24 protein-coding genes are annotated in these 23,371 nt (G+C 67.4%); 8 read left to right on the plus strand and 16 right to left on the minus strand.

Features of this window, described 5'->3' with window-relative positions:
- The first annotated feature begins 125 nt into the window (after positions 1-125).
- A complete protein-coding gene (locus H7K45_RS16295; protein WP_263996827.1) occupies positions 126-707 on the plus strand; it encodes a TetR/AcrR family transcriptional regulator in 582 nt (193 codons plus the stop codon).
- Positions 708-1,027: 320 nt separating this feature from the next.
- Here H7K45_RS16295 and H7K45_RS16300 read toward each other — a convergent pair whose 3' ends face one another.
- Positions 1,028-1,453 carry a hypothetical protein gene (locus tag H7K45_RS16300; protein ID WP_263996828.1) on the minus strand — a complete coding sequence of 142 codons (426 nt, stop codon included), beginning with the start codon at positions 1,451-1,453 and terminating at the stop codon, positions 1,028-1,030.
- A gap of 80 nt (positions 1,454-1,533) precedes the next feature.
- Positions 1,534-1,953 (minus strand): CDGP domain-containing protein, encoded by a 420-nt coding sequence (locus H7K45_RS16305; RefSeq protein WP_263996829.1) that lies wholly within the window; start codon positions 1,951-1,953, stop codon positions 1,534-1,536.
- A gap of 322 nt (positions 1,954-2,275) precedes the next feature.
- Here H7K45_RS16305 and H7K45_RS16310 point away from each other — a divergent pair, with 322 nt between their 5' ends.
- Together H7K45_RS16310 and H7K45_RS16315 are read left to right on the plus strand one after the other, a co-directional pair.
- Complete coding sequence (locus H7K45_RS16310) at positions 2,276-3,211, plus strand: helix-turn-helix transcriptional regulator (RefSeq protein ID WP_263996830.1); 936 nt, start codon at positions 2,276-2,278, stop codon at positions 3,209-3,211.
- A gap of 61 nt (positions 3,212-3,272) precedes the next feature.
- Positions 3,273-3,650, plus strand: a complete 378-nt coding sequence (locus H7K45_RS16315; protein WP_263996831.1) for a nuclear transport factor 2 family protein — start codon at positions 3,273-3,275, stop codon at positions 3,648-3,650.
- Positions 3,651-3,687: 37 nt separating this feature from the next.
- Here the strand turns inward: H7K45_RS16315 and H7K45_RS16320 are convergent, their stop codons facing one another.
- A complete protein-coding gene (locus tag H7K45_RS16320; protein WP_263996832.1) occupies positions 3,688-4,929 on the minus strand; it encodes a COG4705 family protein in 1,242 nt (413 codons plus the stop codon).
- Positions 4,930-5,087: 158 nt separating this feature from the next.
- Here H7K45_RS16320 and H7K45_RS16325 point away from each other — a divergent pair, with 158 nt between their 5' ends.
- Both H7K45_RS16325 and H7K45_RS16330 read left to right on the plus strand, forming a co-directional pair.
- Positions 5,088-5,747 carry a phosphatase PAP2 family protein gene (locus H7K45_RS16325; protein ID WP_263996833.1) on the plus strand — a complete coding sequence of 220 codons (660 nt, stop codon included), beginning with the start codon at positions 5,088-5,090 and terminating at the stop codon, positions 5,745-5,747.
- A gap of 86 nt (positions 5,748-5,833) precedes the next feature.
- On the plus strand, positions 5,834-7,228 hold the full coding sequence (locus H7K45_RS16330; RefSeq protein WP_263996834.1) for a sensor histidine kinase: 1,395 nt from the start codon (positions 5,834-5,836) through the stop codon (positions 7,226-7,228).
- Here H7K45_RS16330 and H7K45_RS16335 read toward each other — a convergent pair.
- The 4 genes from H7K45_RS16335 to H7K45_RS16350 form a co-directional block, all read right to left on the minus strand.
- Positions 7,189-7,878 carry a response regulator transcription factor gene (locus tag H7K45_RS16335; protein WP_263996835.1) on the minus strand — a complete coding sequence of 230 codons (690 nt, stop codon included), beginning with the start codon at positions 7,876-7,878 and terminating at the stop codon, positions 7,189-7,191. The two genes, H7K45_RS16330 and H7K45_RS16335, sit on opposite strands and share 40 nt — an antisense overlap.
- Positions 7,879-7,981: 103 nt before the next feature.
- Positions 7,982-8,254 (minus strand): hypothetical protein, encoded by a 273-nt coding sequence (locus H7K45_RS16340; protein ID WP_263996836.1) that lies wholly within the window; start codon positions 8,252-8,254, stop codon positions 7,982-7,984.
- Positions 8,255-8,389: 135 nt separating this feature from the next.
- Entirely contained in the window at positions 8,390-10,453 is a 2,064-nt protein-coding gene (locus H7K45_RS16345; RefSeq protein ID WP_263996837.1) for a glycoside hydrolase family 65 protein, read from the minus strand.
- Positions 10,454-10,465: 12 nt separating this feature from the next.
- On the minus strand, positions 10,466-10,789 hold the full coding sequence (locus tag H7K45_RS16350; RefSeq protein ID WP_263996838.1) for a DUF2795 domain-containing protein: 324 nt from the start codon (positions 10,787-10,789) through the stop codon (positions 10,466-10,468).
- Positions 10,790-11,039: 250 nt separating this feature from the next.
- Between H7K45_RS16350 and H7K45_RS16355 the strand changes: the two genes are divergently transcribed.
- Positions 11,040-11,324, plus strand: a complete 285-nt coding sequence (locus H7K45_RS16355; protein ID WP_263996839.1) for an FmdB family zinc ribbon protein — start codon at positions 11,040-11,042, stop codon at positions 11,322-11,324.
- Positions 11,325-11,338: 14 nt separating this feature from the next.
- Entirely contained in the window at positions 11,339-12,586 is a 1,248-nt protein-coding gene (fmdA, locus tag H7K45_RS16360) for a formamidase (RefSeq protein WP_263996840.1), read from the plus strand.
- A gap of 9 nt (positions 12,587-12,595) precedes the next feature.
- On the opposite strand, the gene H7K45_RS16365 is transcribed toward fmdA, so the two are convergent.
- From H7K45_RS16365 to H7K45_RS16390, 6 genes are all read right to left on the minus strand, one after another.
- Entirely contained in the window at positions 12,596-12,961 is a 366-nt protein-coding gene (locus tag H7K45_RS16365; protein ID WP_263996841.1) for a (2Fe-2S) ferredoxin domain-containing protein, read from the minus strand.
- A 49-nt stretch (positions 12,962-13,010) separates the two neighbouring features.
- Complete coding sequence (locus tag H7K45_RS16370) at positions 13,011-13,871, minus strand: universal stress protein (protein WP_263996842.1); 861 nt, start codon at positions 13,869-13,871, stop codon at positions 13,011-13,013.
- Positions 13,868-15,286 (minus strand): APC family permease, encoded by a 1,419-nt coding sequence (locus H7K45_RS16375; protein ID WP_263996843.1) that lies wholly within the window; start codon positions 15,284-15,286, stop codon positions 13,868-13,870. The genes H7K45_RS16370 and H7K45_RS16375 overlap by 4 nt, the downstream gene beginning before the upstream one ends.
- A gap of 159 nt (positions 15,287-15,445) precedes the next feature.
- A complete protein-coding gene (locus tag H7K45_RS16380) occupies positions 15,446-16,483 on the minus strand; it encodes a GlxA family transcriptional regulator (RefSeq protein ID WP_263996844.1) in 1,038 nt (345 codons plus the stop codon).
- A complete protein-coding gene (locus H7K45_RS16385) occupies positions 16,480-17,448 on the minus strand; it encodes an NmrA family NAD(P)-binding protein (RefSeq protein WP_263996845.1) in 969 nt (322 codons plus the stop codon). Before H7K45_RS16385 ends, H7K45_RS16380 begins: the two co-directional genes overlap by 4 nt.
- Before the next feature lie 228 nt (positions 17,449-17,676).
- A complete protein-coding gene (locus H7K45_RS16390; RefSeq protein WP_263996846.1) occupies positions 17,677-18,438 on the minus strand; it encodes an SDR family NAD(P)-dependent oxidoreductase in 762 nt (253 codons plus the stop codon).
- 364 nt (positions 18,439-18,802) lie between these two features.
- Between H7K45_RS16390 and H7K45_RS16395 the strand changes: the two genes are divergently transcribed.
- Positions 18,803-19,501 (plus strand): hypothetical protein, encoded by a 699-nt coding sequence (locus H7K45_RS16395; protein ID WP_263996847.1) that lies wholly within the window; start codon positions 18,803-18,805, stop codon positions 19,499-19,501.
- Between the two features lie 52 nt (positions 19,502-19,553).
- Here H7K45_RS16395 and H7K45_RS16400 read toward each other — a convergent pair whose 3' ends face one another.
- From H7K45_RS16400 to kdpB, 3 genes are read right to left on the minus strand one after another with little or no spacing between them, the layout of a single operon-like run.
- The gene (locus tag H7K45_RS16400; RefSeq protein WP_263996848.1) at positions 19,554-20,273 is read right to left on the minus strand and encodes a response regulator; all 720 of its coding nucleotides are present in this window, start codon (positions 20,271-20,273) and stop codon (positions 19,554-19,556) included.
- Between the two features lie 17 nt (positions 20,274-20,290).
- Positions 20,291-21,214, minus strand: a complete 924-nt coding sequence (locus H7K45_RS16405; protein WP_263996849.1) for a potassium-transporting ATPase subunit C — start codon at positions 21,212-21,214, stop codon at positions 20,291-20,293.
- Between the two features lie 2 nt (positions 21,215-21,216).
- A complete protein-coding gene (gene kdpB, locus H7K45_RS16410; protein ID WP_263996850.1) occupies positions 21,217-23,370 on the minus strand; it encodes a potassium-transporting ATPase subunit KdpB in 2,154 nt (717 codons plus the stop codon).
- Position 23,371: the final 1 nt, after the last annotated feature.

A 23,371-nucleotide genomic window follows, 5' to 3' on the forward strand; every position in this document is an offset into this window, starting at 1 on the left:
AAGTGTGTATCCGATACGTTAATGCATCGGATGCGTTAGCGTATTGATATGTGGTGGAGATGACAGAATCAGCACGGGCGAGGGAACCGCTGGGACGGGCCGGAGCGCAGCGAATGCAGCCTCGGGTGACGAAGCGTCGTGCGGAGACCCGCGCCAAGTTGCTGGAGTCGGCGTTTCGAGTGTTCGCCGATAAGGGCTTCGGCATGGTCCGCATCGACGACGTCTGTTCGGCCGCCGGCTACACCCGGGGAGCGTTCTACTCGCAATTCGAGAGCCTCGACGAGTTGTTTTTCACGCTCTACGACGAACGCGCTCAAGTGATCGCCGCACAAATCGCGGACGCACTGCTCTTGGAGGCCGACGCCACTGATGTGGACATGGCGATTGAAAAGGTTTCTGCGACACTGCTACTCGACCGCGACTGGCTACTCATCAAGACCGACTTTCTTCTGCATGCCGCCCGCCACCCGGATATTGCCGAACGATTGGCCGCGCACCGTGCGCAACTCCGGGAAGTGGTCGAGCAGCGGCTCCGGGCCGTCGGCGACCAACTGAGCCTTCCCAAGTCCATTGGCTCGATACCCGATGCTGCCCGTGCCGTCGTCGCCGCGTACGACGGAGTGACCGTGCAACTGCTCGTCGATCGTGACCTCGCTGCGGCGAGGAGGTGGTTGACGCAACTGTTGACGACGCTGCTCAACCGTTAGGGACTCGTGCGGACGACGAGCTGGGGAGTGACCCCCGGTGCCGCGAATCATTCCTCGCAGGGGGCAAGTTTGGGAACAGATTTGGGAACCAAACTTTGCGAAACTAGCTAAGGGCAGCGCGACGTCAGTACACAAGACGGACACCCCAAGGGCTCTGAGCAGCACGTATGCGATTGAGCGGTCGTCTTAAACGAGCCCGTACCCGGCTCATAACCCAGAGGTCGCAGGTTCGAATCCTGTCCCCGCTACTAGTTGAAACGGCCCCCGGAGATCTCTCCGGGGGCCGTTTTCATGCCGTTAGTGAACTGGCGCTCTGACCGTCAGAACGAATCGACGTTCTGGATGCTCACGAACATCCCGCGACCGCTTCTGTCGTTGGTGAAGCTGGTGCCATCGGAGCTGGGTTCGATGGTCCAGCCCTTGATGTGGTACTCGGTGCCGTAGGTGAGGACCGTCGGACCACCGCCGCAGTCGGGCTCACAGGTCCCGATGTCACCGTCGATCCACTGGAAGGTGCCGTCCTGGCCGACCACTGCCATGCCGTAGCGGCCGGCCGTCTGCCAAAAGCCGCTGGCATGTTCACAAGCCACCTGGTTGCTGAGCAGGTTGCAGGTCGTGGCGCCCGACTGGGTTGTGACGAACACGCCCGTTTCGGCGTTGGCCGGAGCCATGCCGATGACTGCTCCCGCGAGAGCGATCGTCAGCGCGCCAACAGCGAGGGGGATGGAAGGGAAGTTGATCTTCATGGTTCTGCTCCTACGTGGATTGGTGGGGTCGTGCCTGAGTGACGCCGAAGGCGGATCGAGCGGGCGAGGTGCCCTCGCCGTTAGAGGATGTTGTCGGTGAAGGGAGGCAGCCAGCCGGGTTCGTCGGGCAGCACGGTGTCGGGTGCCACCGGGTAGGTGTCCTGGGCCTGGGTGACCTGGGGGAGCGGGGATCCACCGCGGCAGGTGGTGGTGCTACTGCCCCACGAGTAGGTGTAGGTGGAGCAGGTCAGTGGCGGGTTGGATGCCGGGGTGTACACCGTGCGGGTGCGCTGCCAGGTGCCGTCGGACTGCTTGGGGCCGTCGCAGATCTGACGGCGGTCGTTTCCGAGGAAGCCCCAGTGGATGGTTTCGCATCCCATGCCGGGGCCGGGGGTGGCGTCGGCGTGGCTGATGGCGGGGGCGCCCAGCGCGATCAGAGCGGACGCGGCGGCCAGGACGGCTCCGCCGGCGACGCGGCGCATCCGGGTGGTGGTGGTCATGGCAGATCCCCTGTCTAGATTGGTCTTTCGTGGTGTCCGCGGCTGGTGCCGGGTGATGTCATTACTGTGCCCCGGCGAGGCGGCGACGTATGTCCGGTGATCGGTCGCGGAACCGGACGAAACCCATGTCCCCCGATCGGGGGAGACAGCTTTAGACGACGTGGGGTCAGACGTCGACGAGCCGCCCGGAGGAATGTCTTCCTTCTCTACACGCGAGACAGGCTCGCCCTGTGCTAGCAGGGGTTGAAGAGCGATAATCGATTCAGCGGCGTGCCCTGCGCGGGCCCCGTCACCGTGCGTCGAGCTGGGGAGGTGTCGACACATGCGCACCGTCCTGCTCGACACCACCGACCTTGCCGAGGCCGAGGCCGCGATCAGCGAGACTTTCGCCAGCGTGCGCCTCAGCGTGGCTCGCGGCCTGCCGACCAGAACCCGTGTGGTGCGGTCGATGATTGGTTCATTGCCCGTCGACTCCATCGAATCCGGATACACGATGCGTTATGAAATGGCGCCTCCTGAACACCTCACGCTGTTTCGGATGCGGGCCGGGGTGGTGGAGATCGACGGCGAACACGTAGATCGTTACGGGCCGGGGGACGTCGGAGTTGGCGGGGCCGTAGAGGGCCGCCGGGTAACCGGTCGGGTGGGCCGCGTTGGCTACGACGTTCTCACTCTCGATCGTTCGCTGTTCGACCGGGTCGCGACCAACGCCGCCGGGCACGTCGCGCTGACCTGCGTGGTGCCGATCTCCGAGACTGCGAACCGGCGCGTCGCCGCCGTCGTCGATCACGTGGTCGCGATGGCGGCGCTCGCCGACATCGCGACGCACCCGTTGATCGTCAGTGCGACGCAAAACCACGTTGCGGCAACGATGTTGACGGCCTTTCCCAACGATGCCGAACGTGAGACCACGATCGAGGACCGTCACGACAGCACACCCGTGCTGCTGCGTCGCGCCATCGCGTTCCTCGAAGACAACGCCTATCGCGACATAGCGCTGACCGACGTCGCGGAGTCGGTGTTCGTGACACCAAGAGCGTTGCAGTACATGTTCCGCAAGCACCGCGACCAGACCCCAATGGAGTACCTGCGCCGGGTGCGGCTACACCACGTGCACCTCGAACTGATTGCCGCCGACCGCGCGCACACCACCGTCGCCGCGATCGCACGTGCCTGGGGTTTTGCTCACATGGGCCGGTTCGCCGTCTACTACCGCACCGAATACGGCGAGAGCCCGCACCAGACGCTGCGCGGGTGAGTCGTGGCCTTTGCGGGTCACGGCATTGACGCCCTTGGACACCCCGAGCAGACTGCACGCCATGAGCGTTGCACTGTTGCGAGAGATGTTCGACCACATGGTGGTGCGCAAGGATGCCACTGCGATCGAACGGTTCTACGATCCGACGTTCGTGATGTTCTCCAACGGGCTCACTCAGGATTACGAGGCCTTCGCAGAGAGCCACCGAGGCTTGTACACCACCGATATCTCCTACTCGATCGAATACGACGAGCAGGCCTGGGTGGAATCGGCGGACAAGGTCGCAGGTCGGGTGTGGATCACCACGAGCAGGCCGGGGGAGGAGCCGACCCGCATCGAAGTCGTGCTGATTGCCGCGTTCGTCGACGGTCGCATCTCGCGAGTGTGGGAGACGACATGGCCGAGCTGGAACGAGCTGCCGGCATTCGCAGACTATTGACGACTGCTCGACCCCTCGTGTCCTTGGTTGCCGCCGATCACGTAAGCGCGGCCAGAAGTTCGTGGAGTGCCTGCGCTTCGGTGTTGGGGTCCGGGGTGCGATCCCGGACGGCGGTCAGCACGGCGTCGATGCGTCCGTCGACGGCGGTCCAGGTAGTTCCGTCGATGGCTTGGAGCCTGGATTGTCCGTCGTCCCATGCCGTTTCGAGGTCCTTGGCGCCCGCGGTGGCTCCCGACTGGTCACCCGCCTTGACCTTTGCCAGGATGCCTCCGGTGATCGTGCGGAAGTTCGCGACGTCCTGGGCCGGGAACCGTGCGGATGCCTGCCCCGGTGCGATGGGAGCGTCGACGACTGGGCCGGATTCGGACTCGGCCGAGGCCGTGGCGTGGGGCTGCGCGTTGGCCCAGGTGAGCAGCGCGCCGGCGGCGACGGCCACGGCGGCGAAGTACGCCAGCATCACCTTTTCCCGTGCCGGGCTCGCCTCGCGTGATGCCGACGTCTTCTCGATGACGTCGGCGCGGGTGACGGTGAGGTACACGACCGTGGCCAGGATGGCGGCCAGGAAGATGACGCTCGTGATCGCGACGCCAAGACCGAGGCCCTGCTGATCCTTCGGAAAGCCAAGCCAGTCACCGAGGTTCGCGCCCAACGGGCGGGTGAGAATGTAGGCGAGCCAGAACGAGAGTACGGCGTTGGCGCCGAGCTTCCAGCCGATGAAGATCGCGACGATCAACCCGGCGGGCAGGAGCACCGAGACGCCCGGTCCCCAGCCCGTGATCTCCAAGGTCCAGTCGCCGACGGCGGTCCCGAGAGCGAAGGTGACCAAGATGGCCAGCCAGTAGAACGCCTCCCGCGGGAGGGTCGTGATGCTGTGGATGGACAACGTGCGCTCGCGTGCGAACCAGGCTGCGAAGACCACCGCCAGGGCCGCGGCGAACACCGCGCTGCTGACGGCCAGGGGGACGCCCAGGTCGTCGGTCAGGATGTCGGTGTAGAGCGTGCCGGTTACGCTGATCACCACGACGGTGAGCCAGTACACGAAGGGCCGATAGCGGTCGAGGCTGAGCTGCCAACCGAGAACCGCGACGAGCACGACGGTGAAGATCACCGCAGTCCACGACAGACCGACACCCAACGTCATGTTGATCCAGTCGGCAAAGCTCTCCCCGACGGTGGTGCACAGGATCTTGATGATCCAGAACCACACCGTGATCTCGGGGACCTTGCTCAGTGTCGTGCGTCGGGCGGTGGTGGCCTCGGATCTCGTCGACTCGGTCATGACGCCGGAAGATAGGGGCTGCCCGCTGAAGGCCCGCTGAGAAGGTCCAGTCGCTCTCAGCGTCGTCTCAGCGGCGTCCGCCGATGCTGGCGTCGGTGAGCCAATCTTCGACAGCGAACCCCAACTGTGACGACACGCCCCGAGGGACCCGCGTCCCATTGGGTCCGTGTGCGCTCCTGGTCGGCTTCATCGGGCTCGCAGTCGTTTCGCACCGCGCGACGGCGGGGACCGCGCTCGACCACGAGGTGCTGGGGTGGCTCGTGGATCACCGCCGCGACGGAATCACCACCGCGGCGATCGCGATCACCAACGCCGGCAGTCCGGTCGCGATGGCGGTGCTGGCGTTCGTGGCATGCGTGATTCTCTGGCGACGGCACTCGTGGGGAACTGGAGCAGTCGTGGCGGCAACCCTTGCGGTGGCGTACTGCGCGAGCACTCTGACCAAGACGATCGTCGGCGCGCACCGGCCACCGCGAGCGGTCCAGTTGCTGCTCGAAGTGGACCAGTCCTATCCATCCGGACACGTCACGGGAACCCTGGCGTTGGTCGGCATCGTCGCGGTGGTGTGCGGAACGAACCGTGCGTGGGTGATCAAGGCCGCGTTGGCCGGCGTCGTCCTCGTGGCCACCGCACTGGTGGCGCTGACCCGGCTGTACCTCGGTGTGCATTGGTTGACCGACGTCGTCGGCGGATGCCTGCTCGGTGGCGCTGCGGTGCTCAGCGGCGCGGCCGTGCTCGACCGGGTGATGCCGGCGCGCGCGGTCAGCGTCGACGGGCTCACCGAGCCACCAGCGTCGACGGTGCCCCAGGTGGCATGATCCGGACAGTCGCGCCGCGACGGATCGCCAACGCAGAGACGGGGAGTGCCCGTGCCGACCACGCAGGTGCAGCGCCCTTGCCGAAGATGAGACAGCCGCGGACGTGGTGGAGCCCGCGTTACTGGGGCATCTCGGCGCGGTCGGCGTTCGTCTCCGCGACGGTCGTCTTGATGGCATTGGTAGTGGCGGGCTCCGGACTGGCCATCGTGCTGTACCGCTCCCTTCTCTCCGGAGTCGACGACGCCGCCTCTGGCCGCGTTCGAGACGTGGTGGCGGCGTTGCAATTCGACACCGCAGCCGAACTCGACGCCGCGCTGGTGTCCACGGATCAGCGAATCGTCGCCGTGCAGGTGATCGGTCCCGACGGGACGGTCGTCCAACGGTCGCCCACGGCACCGGCCACACCGCTGGTCGCGCCGAGCTCCATCGGGGCAAGGCTGCAGGCCGGGTTGCCCGACGACGCCTCGCCGGACGGCGACATGCGGATCAGCGGCCAGACCGTGGACGGCAAGGGCGGGCGGTACACGGTGCTGGTCGGCGCCGGCAGTGAAGGGGTCGAGACGACGGTTCAGACGGTGGTGGTGCTGCTGGCGGCCGCGGCGCCCATCGTGATCGCCGTGTCAGCCGGTGCGGCATACCTGTTGGTGGGCAGGTCGATGCGATCGGTCGACGCGATCCGAACCCGGGTGGCCGACATCAGCACTTCCGATCTCTCCGAACGGGTTCCGGTGCCACGGAACTACGACGAGATCTCCGCGCTGGCGGTGACGATGAACGAGATGCTGGCGCGCATCGAAGCGGGGCACGATGCTCAACGCCGCTTCGTCGGCGACGCATCACACGAGCTACGCAGTCCGGTGGCGGCCATCCTGTCTGCGCTCGACGTCGTCTCGGCGCATCCGGAGTTCCTCGACGAGGAGCTCGCGACGTCGACGCTGCGGCCGGAGGCGCAGCGGATGGAGGCGCTCGTCGAGGATCTGCTGCTCCTCGCTAGAGCCGACGAACGTGGACTCAGTCTGGGCCACCGGGACGTCGACCTCGACGACATCGCCTCCGCCGAGCTGGGGCGGCTGATGAGGGAGACGACGAAGACGGTCGACGCGGATCTGGCTCCGACGCGGGTCGTCGGCGATCCTGGCGGCCTCACCCGGGTCTTGAGGAATCTGCTGGAGAACGCCGCGCGTCACGCCACGTCACGGGTCGAGCTTCGCGTGGGCATCCAAGGGGGCAGGGCCATCGTGACGGTTGCCGACGACGGCCCGGGAATCCCGGAGAACGATCGTGAACGGGTATTCGACAGGTTCGTTCGGCTGGACTACGACCGCGCCCGCAGGAGTGGGGGAGCGGGTCTGGGTTTGGCGATCGTGTCGGAAGTCGTTGCGGCGCATGGCGGCAACGTGGAGATCCGGGACCGGCCCGGTGGCGGCACGCTGGTCAGCGTTCAGCTTCCGGTGGTGAACTCACCGGAGTCAAGTCGGTAGCCGGCGCCACGGACGGTCGTGATGGTGGTGGTGCCGAACGGCGTGTCGATCTTGCGGCGCAGATACCCGACGTACACCTCGACGACGTTGTCGGGTCCGGTGTAGTGCGCATCCCAGACGTGTTGCAGCATCTCGTTCTTGGTGACGACGGTGTCCTTGTGGCGCATCAGGTATTCCAGGACGCCGTACTCGCGGGGCGTCAGCTCGATGGGGACCGACGCGCGTTCCACGACGCGTCGCGCAGGATCGAGGGTGAGTGAGCCGGCGGTCATCACGACGGGCCGTTGGGGCGCCCCGCGCCGCAGTAGCGCGCGCAATCGAGCCAAGAGGACGATGAACGCCACCGGCTTGGAGAGGTAGTCGTCGGCGCCGAGGTCGAACGCGTCGGTCTGGTCGTAGTCGCCGTCCTTGGCCGTCAGCATCAACACCGGCGTCCAGACTTCCTTGGCCCGCATCTGACGAAGGACTTCGTAGCCGTTGATGCCAGGCAGCATGATGTCGAGAACGATGACGTCGTAGCGGTTCTCCGTTGCCTCCCACAGGCCGTCGACCCCGTCGTCGACGTGCACGACCACGAAGCCCTCGGCCCGCAGGCCCATGCACAGCGTGGCGGCGAACCGGGGTTCGTCTTCGACGATGAGCACCTTCACCCGTGTCATCCTCCATTCGCGACGTGTCCACTACCAGTGTGGCCGAGAGGCCGACCGGTCACGGTTGGCGCGCGGGGGAGCGGCCGACCGTGACGGTCGACCGCTACCGCGTCGGAGCCGCCGGCGGTGGCGCGTCGGGGGTGTCACCTGGCTCCGGGGTGTCCGGCACCCCAGGAACGTCCGGTGCGTCGGTGGCATCGGGGGTGTCGCCTGGCTCCGGGGTGTCCGGGGCCCCGGGGACGTCGGGGGCATCTGAGGTGGCCGGCCCCTGTGGGGCCGGGCCATTCATCACTGTGGCGGCCGCAACCGCGCCCGCCCCGCCTAGAAGGAGGGTGGCCGCGGCGAATCCCGCTGCCACAGTTCGACGTTTCTGCATCTCGGTGCTCCTCTCGTGGCGCCACGGTGGATGTGGTGCCGATGACGCCCACGATTGCAGCGCAGCGCTGTGAGACCACTGAGGACGAAGACCTCGTTCGTCAACCGGAATGGGCGCAGCCCTCGGCGTCCGCGATCACGCGAAGTCCAGTCGCGCGCGGTCCTCACCGTGGACGGCCGTCAGCGTCGCCGGACGGCCGCGGACCCACAGCCGGTCGACGTGCACGCCGTCCCAGCCCTGCGGCATCGTCACCGGTCCGCTGCACCAGCCGGCAGGATCGCCCGCGCGCAGAGTCATCCCGGTGAGCCCGTACAGGCAGCCGGTGAGGAAACCGCCCATGTTGGCGATGAACGGGCCCGCGCGCGGCTGGTCCGGGTAGACCGACGGGCTGTACTCGCAGACGACGACGTGCGGTTGTTGCACGAACTCGGCGAAGCCGCGCTCGTACAGCTCGAGCGCCCGGTCCCGCTCGCCGAGTCGCGCCGCGTACACACCGGCAACGGCCGACAGCATCGGTGAACCGAGGTAGTCGTCGACGTTGCCGACGGCCGCGGCGAGGGTGCGCCGCTGCGTCTCCGGGTCGACCGGATAACCGACGGGGAAGAGTCCGGCGGCGGCCTCGGGGGTGGATCCCTTCGGCTCGTCCGGTCTGTAGTCGTCGTGGTTGACGATCGCCCCGTCCGCGTTCCTGGGCAGCACGAGGTCGTCGGCGATGCGCGTCCACACGTCGTTCGCGCGGAAGCCGAGCTCGGAGGCGAGAGCCGTCGCCTCGCGTAGCGCCATGGCCGCCGACATGTTGACGAAGGCGTTGTTGTTCACCGGTCCGCCCGTCTCCGCAACCCCCTCCACGCGCTGAAACTCGTAGCCCCGTCCGGTCTGCCGAACGCGACTGGCGATCCATCGGGCGACCTCGGTGAGCACCGGCCAGGTCGCCTCGCGGGCGAACTGGTCGTCCCCGGTGGCGTGCACGTACTGGGCAAGGGCCAGCGCCACGTCGGCGCTGACGTGATGCTCGGTGGCCGGCGCCTCCCCGCCCATCGGGGTCGCCTCCTGGCCGGTGCGGGGGCCGCTCTCCCACGGAAACTGCGCCCCGGCGTATCCCTGCGCCTCGGCGTTGGAACGCGCACCACCCAGTCGGGAACGGCGGTAGCCCAGCAGCGCCCGCGCCGCGTCGGGTTGGGTGAGGAGCAGGGTGGGCACCGCGAAGGTCTCGATGTCCCACATCACGTGGCCGCGGTAGTAGTGGTAGTCCGGCCAGTAGGCCATGCCGAACGGCGAGGTGTGGCCCGGTGAGGCGCGGTGAACCGAAGTCTGAAGGTAGAAGTACGCCGCGTCGGTGAGCGCCTGCCACCGGCTGGGCGCGCCGGTCAGCTCGACGCGGCCGCGCCACAGTTCGTCCCACCGCTGCGCGTGCTCGGCGAGCAACGCGTCGAAGCCGCGCTGCGACGCGTCGTCGAGCATTCGGACTGCCTGCAGGTGCGGCTCCCAGTGGAACGCGTCGGTGACCACGCTGGTGAGCTGGCGCAGCCGGTACTCGCGGCCCGGCTGGGCCGCGATCCGGTAGGCGGTCGTGGTGCGGCCTGTGACGGTGTGCCTGAACTCGGGGGTGCAGCCTTCGGCGCCGGCGAGCTCGGTGGCCCAGGCGAAGCCGCACGAGGACATGCCGCTTGGTTCGCGCCAGCCCAGCACGCCGTCCGCGGACCCGTACCGGCCGTCGGAACCCAGCTCGGCAAGGAACGGGATGCCCAGCGGCCCGCCGGCGTCGACGCCGGCGGACAGCTCGAGCTCGCAACCGGAGTCGACCCGTACGGTCACCTCCTGCATCGCGATCGTCGGGAAGGCCTTGTTGCACACCGTGAGGACGCCGACGTCGGCGCGCACACCCCCGATGGTCACGGCCAGCGCAGTGCGCACCTCGCCACGGGCGAAGTCGTACCGCTGCTCGCGCAGCAGTGCTCCGGCGGGAAATGCCGAGATCGGGATGCCATCCATGACCACGTCACCGGTCAACGGGTAGGGGACTGGCAACAGCGACTCCACCTCGTCGCGGGGGTCCGGGCCGACGAAGCCGTTCACCGTGGCCACGCCGTGCAGCGGCACGGCCTCGAACCGCAACCCGATCAGCCCGTTGGACACGTAGACCGGTAGGTGGTCAGGGCGCCATTCCCGCACCGGGTCGGGGCTGATGGGTCCGCTCATGGTGACGAGCCCTCACTTCTTGCGGTTTTCGCCGAGTTCCTCGGTGATCGGATTTGGTGGCACGTCTCGGTCCCTTTGGGTGACACCCGGCTTGGCGTGTACTCGGTGCGCGGCACCCCTCTCGCCATTGGTCATGACGTCGTCGGTCAGCGGGACGGACGCGAGCACTTCGGCGAATCCGGCGTAGGTCTCGGGCGGGATCGATCGCAGCGCCCGGATGGTGTCGTCGTCGCAGGAGCGGCGTTCGGCCGCTGATAGAAGAGTGTCCTTGTCCGCTGGAAAGTCGACGTCGTCGAGGCATTCGCGGAGTTGGCGGCGTGTGGTGGTTGCAGGCATGGTGCTCCTCGTCGTGTCTCGGGGCGCAGTGCCCCGCGGCAGGGGCGCCAAACCCCGACGAACGACCAATTTCCGACCGCACGCCGAGACCCAACGTTGACGTGGAGAAGGGTGAACGGCGCCCGTCGGACCCACAGTGTTAACAACGACCGAATAGTGCTGCGCGGCGGCAACATTCACTGTCGCGAGGTGCAATGGGCGCCCTGCGCGAGATGCATGCCGACACCCGTCGTGTTGCAATGGAGCGGCCATGCCGACCTACACCTACGACTGCGACTCCTGTGGCAGCTTCGAGCTGAACCGACCGATGTCGGCGGTCTCTGCAGACGCCGGATGCCCCGAGTGCACCTCCCCGGCGCGACGCGTGTTCGGCGCACCGGGGCTCAACGCACTCGATCCCAACCTGCGTCGACGACACGACGCCGCGGCGGCGAGCGCCAGCGAGCCGGCGGTCGTGCGGTCGGTGCCGGGCCGCTCGCGCCGAGCCACGCCGATCACCACCGATCCGCGGCACGCCCGGTTACCGCGCCCCTGACGAGAGGAACCCCAGTGCCCGACGTTGTCTTCACCGTGGACCAAGCCCGTTCGATGCGCGACCAGGCGGTACCCGGTCACAACCGGTGGCACCCGGACATCCCGCCGGCGGTCAACGTTCGACCCGGACAGTCGATCCGGGTGGAATGCCGGGAGTGGACCGACGGACAGATCCACAACGACGATTCGGCCAACGACGTGCGCGACGTCGACCTGAGTCATGCCCACATGTTGTCGGGCCCCATCTACGTCGAAGGCGCCGAGCCCGGCGACCTGCTCGTCGTCGACATCCTCGATCTGGGCCCGGTGCCACAAGAAGTCGGTGACCTACCGGGACAGGGCTGGGGGTACACCGGCATCTTCGCCAAGGCCAACGGGGGCGGCTTCCTCACCGATTACTTCCCGGACGCCTACAAGGCCATCTGGGACTTCTCCGGCCAGAAGTGCACGTCGCGGCACATCCCCGGTGTCGAATTCACCGGCATCACCCATCCGGGACTCTTCGGCACCGCACCGTCACCACAACTGTTGTCGCAGTGGAACCGCCGCGAGCAGGCGTTGATCGACACCGACCCCGGCCGGATACCGGCGTTGGCCCTGCCCCCGCTGGAGGAATCGGTGCTCGGCGGCACGGCAACCGGTGAGGTGCTCGCCAAGATCGGTCGGGAGGGCGCCCGAACGGTACCGGCCCGCGAAAACGGCGGCAACCACGACATCAAGAACTTCACCCGCGGCTCGCGAGTCTTCTATCCGGTGCACGTGCCGGGCGCACTCTTCTCCGGCGGCGACCTCCACTTCAGCCAAGGCGACGGCGAGATCACGTTCTGCGGCGCCATCGAGATGGGCGGCTTCATCGACTTCCACGTCGACCTGATCAAGGGCGGCATGGAGACCTACGGCGTGACGACGAACCCGATCCTCATGCCAGGCAACGTCGAACCGCGGTACTCGGAATTCGTGACGTTCATCGGGATCGGCGTCGACCACGACACCGACACTCAGCTGTACAACGACACCACCGTCGCCTATCGCAATGCCTGCCTGAACGCGGTGCGCTATCTGGAGAAGTTCGGCTACTCCGGCCCCCAGGCGTACCTGCTCCTCGGCGCGGCGCCAATCGAAGGCCGGGTCAGCGGTGTCGTCGACATTCCGAACGCGTGCTGCTCGCTCTATCTGCCGACGGCGATCTTCGACTTCGACATCCGGCCCAGCGGTGCAGGGCCGACGTCCGTCGACCGCGGCAGCTGCGCAGTCTCGAGCTGATGCCCGTCGTCAACGACGCCTTCTCGATCTCGTGAATCGATACCGCCGCAGGCTTCGCGGGAACTCGGCCAATCCGGGCCCGCCCTCGCGCAACCAGTCGGCGATGTCCGATCCCGCGTCGTCGGTGAAGACGTAGCCCAGCCAGGTCGACCGTCCGCCGCAGCGGCGTCCGCCGTCCGACGGCGTGACCACCATGACGTTGGAACGCTCGCACGGCCCGAGGCAGTCGGTGACCCGCAGATCGGCGACGTCGCGCATCAGATCGCGCAGCACGCCGAGCTGAGCTGGGTGGTCGGTGTCGGGGTGCTTCTTCGCGGTGCCGCAGCAGCATCCCCGGCACACGGTGACGGTGGGTCGGGTTCGGTCCAGGGCCATGGCGTCGATTCTTCTCGACGCCGACCGGTTGCGCCGACGAGGGCCGTGACTACGTGCCCGGGGCGGCGTCCTCGCCGGGAGTCACGACGATGGGCACCTGCAGGACCCGCAAGATCCTGGCCGCGGTCGAACCGATGAACAGACGGCGGGGCGGGGCCAGGCGGCTCGACCCGAGCATCAGCAGATCGGCTGGGTCCCAGTCGAGTCCGTCGACGGCTGCCTCGACCGTGTCGCCGTCGGCAACGATGGCGGTGACCGCAGCGCCTTCTGGGAGGGTGGACTTCACGGCAGCCAAAGTGGCGTAGGCATGCGCGCGAGCGGCCTCGACACCCTCCTCACCGTGCTTGTCGAGCGCCACCAGCGAGACCAACCGCAGCGGCACTCCGGTGGCTCGGCTCGCGGCGACCGCCATGTCGAGTAGGCGCGCAGCGCCGGGGCGATCGCCGATCGCGCAGGTGACGCTGCGGACGCGCTGCACCTCGGAGTGCCGGGTTCCTCGCGGCGCCACCGCCACCGGCACGGGTGCCGAGTGCAGCAGGTCGTCGACGAAGGAACCCAGCGCCAGGCTGCCGGCCAGACCGCCGCCGGATCCGCCGACGACCAGGGCCTCGGCGCCCAGCCGGAGTGCTTCCTCGCCAAGCACTTCGGCGACGGACTCCCCGATGAGCACCTCGGCCTTGGCCACAACGTCGTCGGGCACCAGGGCCATGGCGTCGTCGAGCCAGGCCGAGCTCTGCCCGGCGAGCACGTCGTGGAATTTGTCGGCGGTGATGCGAGGCGTGGTGACGTCATCGGGCGACAACACCATTCGCAATTCGAGCTCGGCGCCGAGGGTCCGGGCGAGTCGCACTCCAAGCGCCAGCGCATCGGCACCGCCTGCGGTGGCGAGGTAACCGACGACGAGCTTCATTCGTCCGCACCTCTCTTGCCGTGCTCGACGTGCTCGATCGGGGTGCCCTCCTCGGAGAGGGTTTCCTCTTCGATCCTCATCGTGAGGGGCTTGCGCAGCCCGCGGGTGACGTACACCAGCAGTACGAGGCCGATGACGAACCAAATGGCACCGTAGAGAAGCGCGTCGAAGTGCAGGTTCAGCCACAGCACCGCCGTCAGGGACATGCCGATGACGGGCAGCACGATGTTGGTGAAGATCTCCACCGGCGTGTGTCGCTTCCTCTGGTGCACGGCGAAGTAGAGGAGCACGGTCAGGTTGACGACGGTGAAGGCGATGAGGGCACCGAAATTGATCATCGCCGAGACGAATTCGAGCGTGAACCTGAAGGCCAGCAGCGACACGGCGCCGACGATCAGCACGGCGTGCAGCGGGGTCAGGAACCTGGGGTGGATGTAGGACAGGAAGCGCGGGATGCGGCCCGTCTGATTGCGGGCCATCACGTAGATCATGCGGGAGACGCTGGCGTGCGAGGACAGGCTCGAGGCGAACATGGCGGCCAACGCCGCCGAGACGAACAGGATCTTGAAGAACTCGCCGCCCACCTTGAGTGCGAGCTCCGGCAGCGTGTCGTCGGTGACCTCGAAGCCGTCGAGCGTGGGGAATGCGCTCTGGGCGAACCATGCCCCGAGAAGGAAGATCGCACCGCCGATGAGGAGGGCAAGGACGATGGCCTTCGGCACGGTGCTGGGCGTCTTGGCCTCTTCGCTGTACATCGTGATCGCGTCGAACCCGATGAACGAGAAGCACACGACGGTGGCGCCGGCGATGACTGCCCCCATGTCCACGCCGGCGTGATACAGCGGTTCGAGCGTCAGGGCGGTGCCCTGGCCAAGGCCGCGCGACAACGAGAGATAGGTCAGGACGACGAAGGCGCCGATGAGCACCGTCTGAAAGACGACGAGCACGCCGTTGACGTTCGACGTGCCCTTGATGCTCCAGCAGTTGAGGACGGTGACGATCGCGACGTAGACGAGGACGAAGATCCACGACGGGGCGTCCGGGAAGAACGATTCGAAGTAGATCCGCCCGATGACCGCGTTGACCATCGGCAACAGCAGGTAGTCGAGCAACGAGGACCATCCGACGAGGAAGCCGACGTTGGGGTGGATGACCTCCGAGGCGTAGGTGAAGGCCGACCCGGCCGAGGGGAAGACCCGGGTCATCCGGCCGTAGCTGACCGCGGTGAACACCATGGCGACGAGCGCGACGAGGTAGGCGAGCGGCACCACGCCGTTGGTCTCCTCCGACACGATGCCGAACGTGTCGAAGACCGTCATGGGGGTCATGTAGCCAAGACCGAGCCCGACGATTGCCCAAAGTCCAAGTGACCGCGACAGGTGAGACGTGGCGGCTGGTGCCGTGTTCTGTTGCACGCGAGACCCTTTCGTCCATCAGCGGGAACTGCCCCTGTCGCCCTTCGGGTGGTGACAGCCGGTTCCGAGACGGTTACCCTATCCACTCGGGGACGCTGGCTGATCGTTTCGGGGCATCGAGGGCCGGAATCGTTGGCGTCGAGGCCGGGGGCACGGCCCTCAGGCAATTCTTCCCGCGACGTCGGCGCTCCGGTCGCGGAACATCCGACGATAGCCGCCGGCGGTGGTGCCGGCGATCCGCTCGAAGTTGCGGCGCAGGGTCTCGCGCGACCCGAAGCCGACCATGACGGCGATGTCGCCGACGGGAAAGTCGGTCGTCTCGAGAAGCACCTTGGCGCGATTGATCCGCTCGCGGGTGATCCATTGCAGCGCGGTCATTCCCACCTCCGCGCGAAAGGCACGAACCAAGCTTCGCTCGCTGAGGTGCTCGTGCCGGGCGAGGTCGGCGAGGGTGATGGGTTCGTGCAGGTGGTCTCTGACCCATCGCAACAGTCCGTCGACGGAAGATCTGCCGTCGCTGCGCAGTTGGTCCTTGACGAACTGTGCCTGGCCGCCGTCGCGTTGCGGGGCACTCACCAGCACCCGGGCGACGTCGTTGGCGACGGCCTGGCCTCGGTCGAGCGCGATGAGGTGAATCGCCAGATCGGTAGCCGCCATGATGCCACCAGAGGTGTGTACCGGGGGGTCGTCGATGTAAAGCTTGCCGACGTCGAGACTGATGTGCGGGAACCTTGCGCGAAACTCCGGCTCCAGCAGCCAGTGCGTGGTGACGGTACGACCGTCGAGCACGCCGGCTTGGCCGAGGATGAATGCACCGCCGCAGAAGGACACCATCCGGGCGCCGGTCACGGCGGCCTTCCTTAGCGCGTCGAGCAGCTCCGCACTTCGCTCGACGAGCGGTTCGGCGACGCCGGGCACGATCACGGTGTCGCAGTCCTGCAACGAGTCCAGCGGGGCCAATGGGCCGACGTCCACCCCCCGCGCCAGCACGAAGCGTGGACGCTCGCCGACCAGGACGACCTCGTACGGCAATTGGCGAGAGATGCCCATCACGTCGGCGACTGCCGGAATGGGTGGTCCGAATACCGACTGACTGACCAGTACCTCCAGTGGCACGCTGTCCGGGACGACGAGTACACCAATGCGGTGCGGCGCGTCGCCGCGGAGGGCCGTCGCACGCTCGACGGGCTCGTTCAAAGCGGCGTGCCGAACGCGTCGCGGTTGGCGCTGAGAAATGCGTGCAACCGGGTGCACGGGCGTCCGATCAGATGCTCCAGCCGATCGGGATCGGCGGTCGTCGTCGGGGCGTTCTGAGCGATCCGGGCGGCAACCGCCGAGATGTGCTGGGCCATTGCTGGGTTCACCGTCCCAGTGTCGTCCATGTCGGACAAGTCGACCAGTTCCTCACGCCATTGCTCCATACCGACGGATTCGAAGTCAATCGGTCGGTCCAGGAGGTCGGTAAGCAGTTGCGCAATCTCCGCATGGCCAACGTCCTCGGATCCAGACACGTACTGGACGGGATCCGACCCGAAGACCTCAGGATTCAGCAGCGCCGTCGCAGCGAGGTCGGCGGCGTCACGACCGCTGATCCAGGGCACCGCCCCTTGGCCAAAACAGTTGCGGATCGTGTTGTCGTGTCGTATCGACTGAGCGTGGAGCGCGACGATGTTCTCGTGAAACAGAGCCGCGACGCGCAGGATGGTCAGGTTCAACCCGGCCCAGCCAAGGAGTTGCTCGGCTAGCCACTGCGCCCGGCCGAGAGCGCTGGGATGCTCGGGATTCGCGGGGCCCATGGACATCACCACCGTGCGTGGGTAGCGTCCCGCCTCCCGCGCCGCGGCGGCGAAGTTGGCAGCGGCTGAACAGATTCCGTCGTCGATCGGATAGACGAAGTAGGCGAGGTCGACACCCTGCAACGCCGGAACCAGTGTGCGTCGGTCGTGCAGGTCACCGACAGCGAGTTCCGCCCCTAGCTCGGTCATTCGCCGAGTCCGCGCGTTGGGTCGTCGAGACAGCACCCGTACCGGATGTCCCGCAGCGGTCAATCGTCGGACGAGGTGTTCGCCAGTGTTGCCGTGGCCGCCGGTGGCACCCGTGACCAAGATGGGGTGCAGGTTGCGATCTTCGCCGTTCAACGCTCGTGTTCCCTTCGTCTGCACCGGGGTGTCTCGGTGTCACTGTCGTTCTGCTTGGAATGCCGCGACACGACCGTCCTGCCCTGCGGCCGGTCTTCATCGGACGTCGACCGCACGTACGCCGAGATCGTCGGGAGCCGTCGGATCGCGGCACAACGCGGCCACCGTGCCTGGCGGCTACCCGCGTCAGCAGGGACTCGACGACGTGCGTGCCCAACAGACCGCTTGCCCCGGTGATCAGTATCGCGGCCGTCATGACGTCTTGTCCGGCCGGAAGGGGGCATCGTCGGGAGCGCGCTTGCGGGCGGCAAGGAGTCGCAGAGCCGCATCGCCGATCGGGATTCGCAGGGGCAACGGGTCGGTCTCGGCCGCGTCGGCGACTGCCACGGCCACCTGCTCGGGGGTGATCAGCTCGGACCGCGCTCCGCCGCCAGAGGATTGGCCCGCATAGGGGTCGTCGAGTAGCGCGTAGGTCGTGACGTCGTCCAACGCACCCGAACTCACCGCACCAGGTTCCAAGAGGGCAGCCTTCACTCCGAAGGGCTCGATCTCGATGGCCAGCGCTTCGACGAGGGCTTCCAGCGCCCACTTGGTCGCCGCGTAAGCGGCACCGGGTGGTAGGACGATGCGTCCGACGACGCTGGACATGAACAGCAGGCGCCCGCGGCCCAGCGCACGCATGCCGGGGAGCACTGCCTGGGCTACGCGGATGGCGCCAATGGTGTTGAGCTGCAACACGTTTTCAAGCGCGGTCAACGGGGTGGCCTCGACGGCGGCGTAGAAGATGACGCCCGCATTGGACACTACGACGTCGATGTCACCGGCGGCGTCGACGGCGGCGGTCACGCTGGCGTCGTCGGTCACGTCGAGGGCGAGGCGCTGGTCGACGTCGAGCGCTGCCAGTGAGCGCGGATCTCGCGCGGTGGCGACGACGCGGTAGCCGCGGCGACGAAACTCCCCGGTGATGGCTCGCCCAATTCCGCGGTTGGAGCCGGTGATCAAGACTGACGGCATGCGTGCTCCTCGTTCGGCGGCGATCGGCACGGGCCGATCGCCGGTAGGTGGGGCGTCTCCGAGGCTGCAGAGCCGGCGGGGGAAGGGTCCGTCGAGGTGATCCACCAGTGGGTCCTCGACGCAGTTCCCAGTCTTGCGAGGCCGAGCGATCGTTGGGGCACGTTCTCCGCCCGCTATGCCACACATCTGGCCAGTGGCCTCAGATTCGCCGCGCTGGCGACGGCGACGACCCCCACACCCGGGCGTGAGCCGGCCACACGGCATCAGCTGTCGGGGTCAAGGAGGCGTAAGTATTCGCCGACCCGTCGTCAGAGCTGCGTATGGACCCGGTCTTGCGGCCGTCGCCCGGCGTAGACCTGAGGACATGACGCTAGCTCTGGACACCGACGATTCCGTTCCCTTACTCCACGAGTCGATTCGACTCATGCGCAACGTCCTCGCCGGCGCGGGGTGCGGCGTGCCCGCCGCCACGTTGCGAGATCGCGAGTTGGCGGCCTGGGTGCGAGTCCACGGCGTCACCGTGACCGCTCGCGACGAGGAGGAGTTGGACCTCGTCCAGTTCAACGGCGTGCGCCCCACGCAGGTCGTCTTCCGGTGCGGTGTCCAGACGGACTCCATCCGTCGTGCCGTGAACCTCGGTGTCTTCCGCTTCATCGTGTCCACCGAACGTCACATCGGCCGTCTCAGTGAGGTTGCGCAACGCACCAAGTACGTCTACCTCGACGACGACGCCCCGCTGGTACTGGGCAACCGCAGGCTCAAGGTCATCGGATTGCACGGCGACGTCGACGATTCCGGCGGCGCAGTGGAGTGGGCCTCGCAAGCCGAGCGGCTGCTGTGCCGCTCGGCGCTGCTGAAGACCTGCGGCTCACCGATTCACCGCATCATGCTCAGCGGCGGGTCCAGTGACATCTGGGTCAAGGGCCACGGCGCCCAGCTGTCCTCCATCGTCTCGGCCGTCGACGACGCCCTCACCGAGGGTTGCGCGCGGTGGCAGCTCGCCCGGCCGGCCGTCACCCTCACCCCGGCCGCCGCCACCTCCGGCCGTATCGCAGCGGCCTGATTCCGACGGTGAAGGGCCGACGGCGCCTCGCGCCCGTCGGCCCTTTCGCGTGTCACGGTTGAAACCGGTATCCCATGCCCGGTTCGGTGAGCAAGTGCTTGGGCTGGGACGGATCGTCCTCGAGCTTGCGGCGAAGTTGTGCGAGATACACACGCAGATAATGGGATTGGGTGGCGTGGCTGGGTCCCCACACCTCCTTGAGCAGGTCTTCCTGCCCCACCAGCTTGCCCGGATTGCGGACCAGCATCTCGAGCATTCCCCACTCGGTAGGGGTCAGGTGCACGTTGGTCCCGGCGCGGGTGACGTTCTTGTTCGCCAGGTCGACGCTGAACGCGGCCGCGTGTACGACGGGCTGAGCGGCACCGGCCGTCGTCACGCCACGTCGCACCGCTGCGCGCAGCCGGGCGAGGAATTCGTCCATGCTGAACGGCTTCGTCACGTAGTCGTCGGCACCGGCGTCCAGCGCCTCCACCTTCTGACCAGGATCCGTGCGCGCCGAGAGCACGACTACCGGCGCGGTCATCCACCCGCGCAGCCCCTCCAGCACGTCCACGCCGGACATGTCGGGCAGTCCGAGATCGAGGATCACGACGTCGGGTCGGCGCTCGGCCGCCGCATGCAGCGCCGCCGCCCCCGAGGCGGCGGTGATGACCTCGTAACCCCGTACCGACAAGTTGATCCGCAGCGCACGTAGCACCTGCGCGTCGTCGTCGACCACCAGAACCTTGGTCTTGGCCGGGGTCGACTTGGCGCGGTCGGCGGTCGGGGTCACGAGGCACCCGTCATCGGTCAGCTCTTCGCCGGGTACTTCTGGTCCAGGGCCAGATTGAGTTGCAGCACGTTCACCGTCGGTTCGCCCATGAAGCCCAGGACGCGTCCATCGGTGTTGGCGCTCAACAGCTCCCGGACCTGGTCGACGCCGATGCCGCGGGCCTTCGCCACCCGGTCGACCTGGATGTCGGCGTAGGCGGGGGAGATGTCGGGGTCCAACCCACTGCCGCTGGCGGTGACCGCGTCCGCGGGCACGGCCGGATCGCCGCTGGCTGCACCGTGAATCGGCACGATCTGGCCAATGGCGTAGTCCTCGCCGAAGGTGGCGCATTCGACCTTCACGCCCTCGTAGCTGTTGAGGAACGGGGCCTTGGTGGTAGTGCACGGCTCGTTGACACTGATCACCCGGGTCGGGCTGACGACGTTGCCCTGCGCGTCACGCGGACCGATGACCGACAGCACGGCGCCGACGCCGCCACCGGTGCAGAACGGGCGAGAGCCGTTGCGGCCCTCAACCGTTCCGACCGCGACACTGCGGGAGCACACCTCGGTCAGCAGGCTGGGCTTGTAGCCGGCCTCGGAAGGGTCGCCGCCGGGCTTGAGCTGCGACGGGTCGGCCGGCGTGTCCACGATGCTCTCCGGCCCGAGGTTGCTCGCGCTGGTCGACAGCGGGTCGTAGCCGTCACCGGCAGCCGACGGCCGGCTCTGGAAGTACTTCGGGATGGGGTTGCCGTCGGCGTCGGTGAAGAGCTGACCGATCAGCGAGCTGCCGACCGGCTTGCCCGCGACCTCGACGATCGACCCGTTGGCCCGGGTGTTCAGGCCGGGCAGCATGGCCACCGCCCACACGACCAGCGGATAGGCAACCCCGGTGACGACGGTGAGCACCAGCAGGGCGCGGACCGCGGCCCAGTGTTGACGGATGAGGTTCTGCACGTTCATGTTTAGGACATCCCTGGGAGGAATTGGATCAACAGGTCGATGAGCTTGATGCCGACGAACGGGGCGACGATGCCGCCGACGCCGTAGATGAGCAGATTGCGGCTCAGCAGCTTGGAGGCGCTGCTGGGGGTGTAGCGCACACCGCGCAGCGACAACGGGATCAACGCGATGATGACGATGGCGTTGAAGATGACCGCGGACAGGATCGCCGACTGCGGGCTGTGCAGCCGCATGACGTTGAGCAGGTCCAGGCCCGGGAACAACGTCACGAACAACGCCGGGATGATCGCGAAGTACTTGGCGATGTCGTTGGCGATGGAGAACGTGGTCAGGGCGCCCCGGGTGATCAGCAGCTGCTTGCCGATCTCGACGATCTCGATGAGCTTGGTCGGGTCGGAGTCGAGGTCGACCATGTTGCCGGCCTCCTTGGCCGCCGACGTGCCGGTGTTCATGGCGACGCCGACGTCGGCCTGCGCCAGGGCGGGCGCGTCGTTGGTGCCGTCACCGGTCATCGCGACGAGCTTGCCGCCCTCCTGTTCGCGTTTGATCAGGGCGAGCTTGTCCTCGGGGGTGGCCTCGGCCAGGAAGTCGTCGACGCCGGCTTCGTCGGCAATCGCCTTGGCGGTCAACGGGTTGTCGCCGGTGATCATCACCGTGCGAATGCCCATCCGGCGCATCTCCTCGAACCGTTCGCGCATGCCCTGCTTGACGACGTCCTTGAGCGCGATGACGCCGAGGGCGGTGGCCGTGCCGTTGCGCAGTTCACCGACCACCAGCGGTGTGCCGCCGGTGGAGGACACCGAGTCGACCAGCGTGCCGAGTTGCCGAGAGACCGTTCCGCCGTTGGCGCGGACCCACTCGGCGACCGACGCGGCCGCACCCTTGCGCAGCTGGTGACCGTCCTCCAGGTCGACCCCCGACATGCGGGTGGCGGCGGTGAACTCGACCCACTGCGCGCCGGTGAGCTCCCCGGGCGTACGGGCCCGCAAGCCGAAGCGTTCCTTGGCGTAGATCACGATCGAACGGCCCTCGGGCGTCTCGTCGGCCAGGCTGGAGAGCTGGGCGGCATCGGCGAATCGTTCGGGGGTGACGCCGTCGAGTTGCAGGAATTCACCCGCCTGCCGGTTGCCCAGGGTGATGGTGCCCGTCTTGTCGAGCAGGAGCACGTTGACGTCTCCGGCGGCCTCGACGGCGCGTCCGGACATGGCAAGCACGTTGCGTTGCACCAGGCGGTCCATGCCCGCGATGCCGATGGCCGAGAGCAGGGCGCCGATGGTCGTCGGGATGAGGCACACCAGCAGGGCCACCATCACGATGCCGGTGACGCCGTTGGCGTCGAGCGCCAGTGAGTCTGCGACGCCGGGGTTGTTGGCCTTGGAGAAGATCGCCATCGGTTGCAGGGTGGCGACGGCGAAGACGAAGATTAGGGTCAGCGCCGCGAGCAGGATGTTCAACGCGATCTCGTTGGGCGTCTTCTGGCGGTTGGCGCCTTCGACGAGCGCGATCATCCGGTCGATGAAGCTCTCGCCGGGCTTCTGGGTGATCTTCACGACGATGCGGTCCGACAGCACCGTGGTGCCGCCGGTGACCGCGGACCGGTCTCCACCGGACTCACGGATCACCGGAGCGGACTCGCCGGTGATGGCGGACTCGTCCACCGAGGCGATGCCCTCGACGACGTCACCGTCACCGGGGATCACCTGACCGGCCTCCACGACCACCAGGTCCCCCTGGCGCAGCAGTGGGGCTGCCACTTCCTCCTCGGTGCCCGCCACACCGGGGGCCCAGCCGTCGAGTCGTCGCGCGACCATGTCGGTCTTGGCGCGGCGCAGCGTGTCGGCTTGGGCCTTGCCCCGGCCTTCGGCGACGGCCTCGGCGAGGTTGGCGAAGACCACCGTGAGCCATAGCCAGACGACGGTGAGCCAGCCGAACCAGGACGGGTCAAGCACCGTGCACACCAATGCCCACAGGGCACCGACCTCGACGATGAACATCACCGGGTTGCGCCACAGGGTGCGCGGATCCAGCTTCTTCACGGCGTCGGGCATGGAGCGCCAAAGCATCTTCGGATCCAGCAGCCCGCCCTTGACGCCGGCCTTCGCCGGGGTGTGGTGGGAGAGCTCGGTTGGGGTCGAATCGATTGTGGGGGTGGACATG

The sequence above is a fragment of the Mycobacterium yunnanensis genome, assembly GCF_025823185.1.
Classification (GTDB): Bacteria; Actinomycetota; Actinomycetes; order Mycobacteriales; family Mycobacteriaceae; genus Mycobacterium; species Mycobacterium yunnanensis.

Coding starts and splice junctions, on each gene's coding strand:
- H7K45_RS16405 (WP_263996849.1), bottom strand. CDS start 21,214: ATGAACGTGCAGAACCTCATCCGTCAACACTGGGCCGCGGTCCGCGCC.
- H7K45_RS16320 (WP_263996832.1), bottom strand. CDS start 4,929: ATGACCGAGTCGACGAGATCCGAGGCCACCACCGCCCGACGCACGACA.
- H7K45_RS16390 (WP_263996846.1), bottom strand. CDS start 18,438: ATGCCGTCAGTCTTGATCACCGGCTCCAACCGCGGAATTGGGCGAGCC.
- H7K45_RS16330 (WP_263996834.1), top strand. CDS start 5,834: ATGAGACAGCCGCGGACGTGGTGGAGCCCGCGTTACTGGGGCATCTCG.
- H7K45_RS16365 (WP_263996841.1), bottom strand. CDS start 12,961: ATGGCCCTGGACCGAACCCGACCCACCGTCACCGTGTGCCGGGGATGC.
- H7K45_RS16370 (WP_263996842.1), bottom strand. CDS start 13,871: ATGAAGCTCGTCGTCGGTTACCTCGCCACCGCAGGCGGTGCCGATGCG.
- H7K45_RS16345 (WP_263996837.1), bottom strand. CDS start 10,453: ATGAGCGGACCCATCAGCCCCGACCCGGTGCGGGAATGGCGCCCTGAC.
- kdpB (WP_263996850.1), bottom strand. CDS start 23,370: ATGTCCACCCCCACAATCGATTCGACCCCAACCGAGCTCTCCCACCAC.
- H7K45_RS16305 (WP_263996829.1), bottom strand. CDS start 1,953: ATGACCACCACCACCCGGATGCGCCGCGTCGCCGGCGGAGCCGTCCTG.
- H7K45_RS16340 (WP_263996836.1), bottom strand. CDS start 8,254: ATGCAGAAACGTCGAACTGTGGCAGCGGGATTCGCCGCGGCCACCCTC.
- H7K45_RS16355 (WP_263996839.1), top strand. CDS start 11,040: ATGCCGACCTACACCTACGACTGCGACTCCTGTGGCAGCTTCGAGCTG.
- H7K45_RS16350 (WP_263996838.1), bottom strand. CDS start 10,789: ATGCCTGCAACCACCACACGCCGCCAACTCCGCGAATGCCTCGACGAC.
- H7K45_RS16395 (WP_263996847.1), top strand. CDS start 18,803: ATGACGCTAGCTCTGGACACCGACGATTCCGTTCCCTTACTCCACGAG.
- H7K45_RS16315 (WP_263996831.1), top strand. CDS start 3,273: ATGAGCGTTGCACTGTTGCGAGAGATGTTCGACCACATGGTGGTGCGC.
- H7K45_RS16300 (WP_263996828.1), bottom strand. CDS start 1,453: ATGAAGATCAACTTCCCTTCCATCCCCCTCGCTGTTGGCGCGCTGACG.
- H7K45_RS16310 (WP_263996830.1), top strand. CDS start 2,276: ATGCGCACCGTCCTGCTCGACACCACCGACCTTGCCGAGGCCGAGGCC.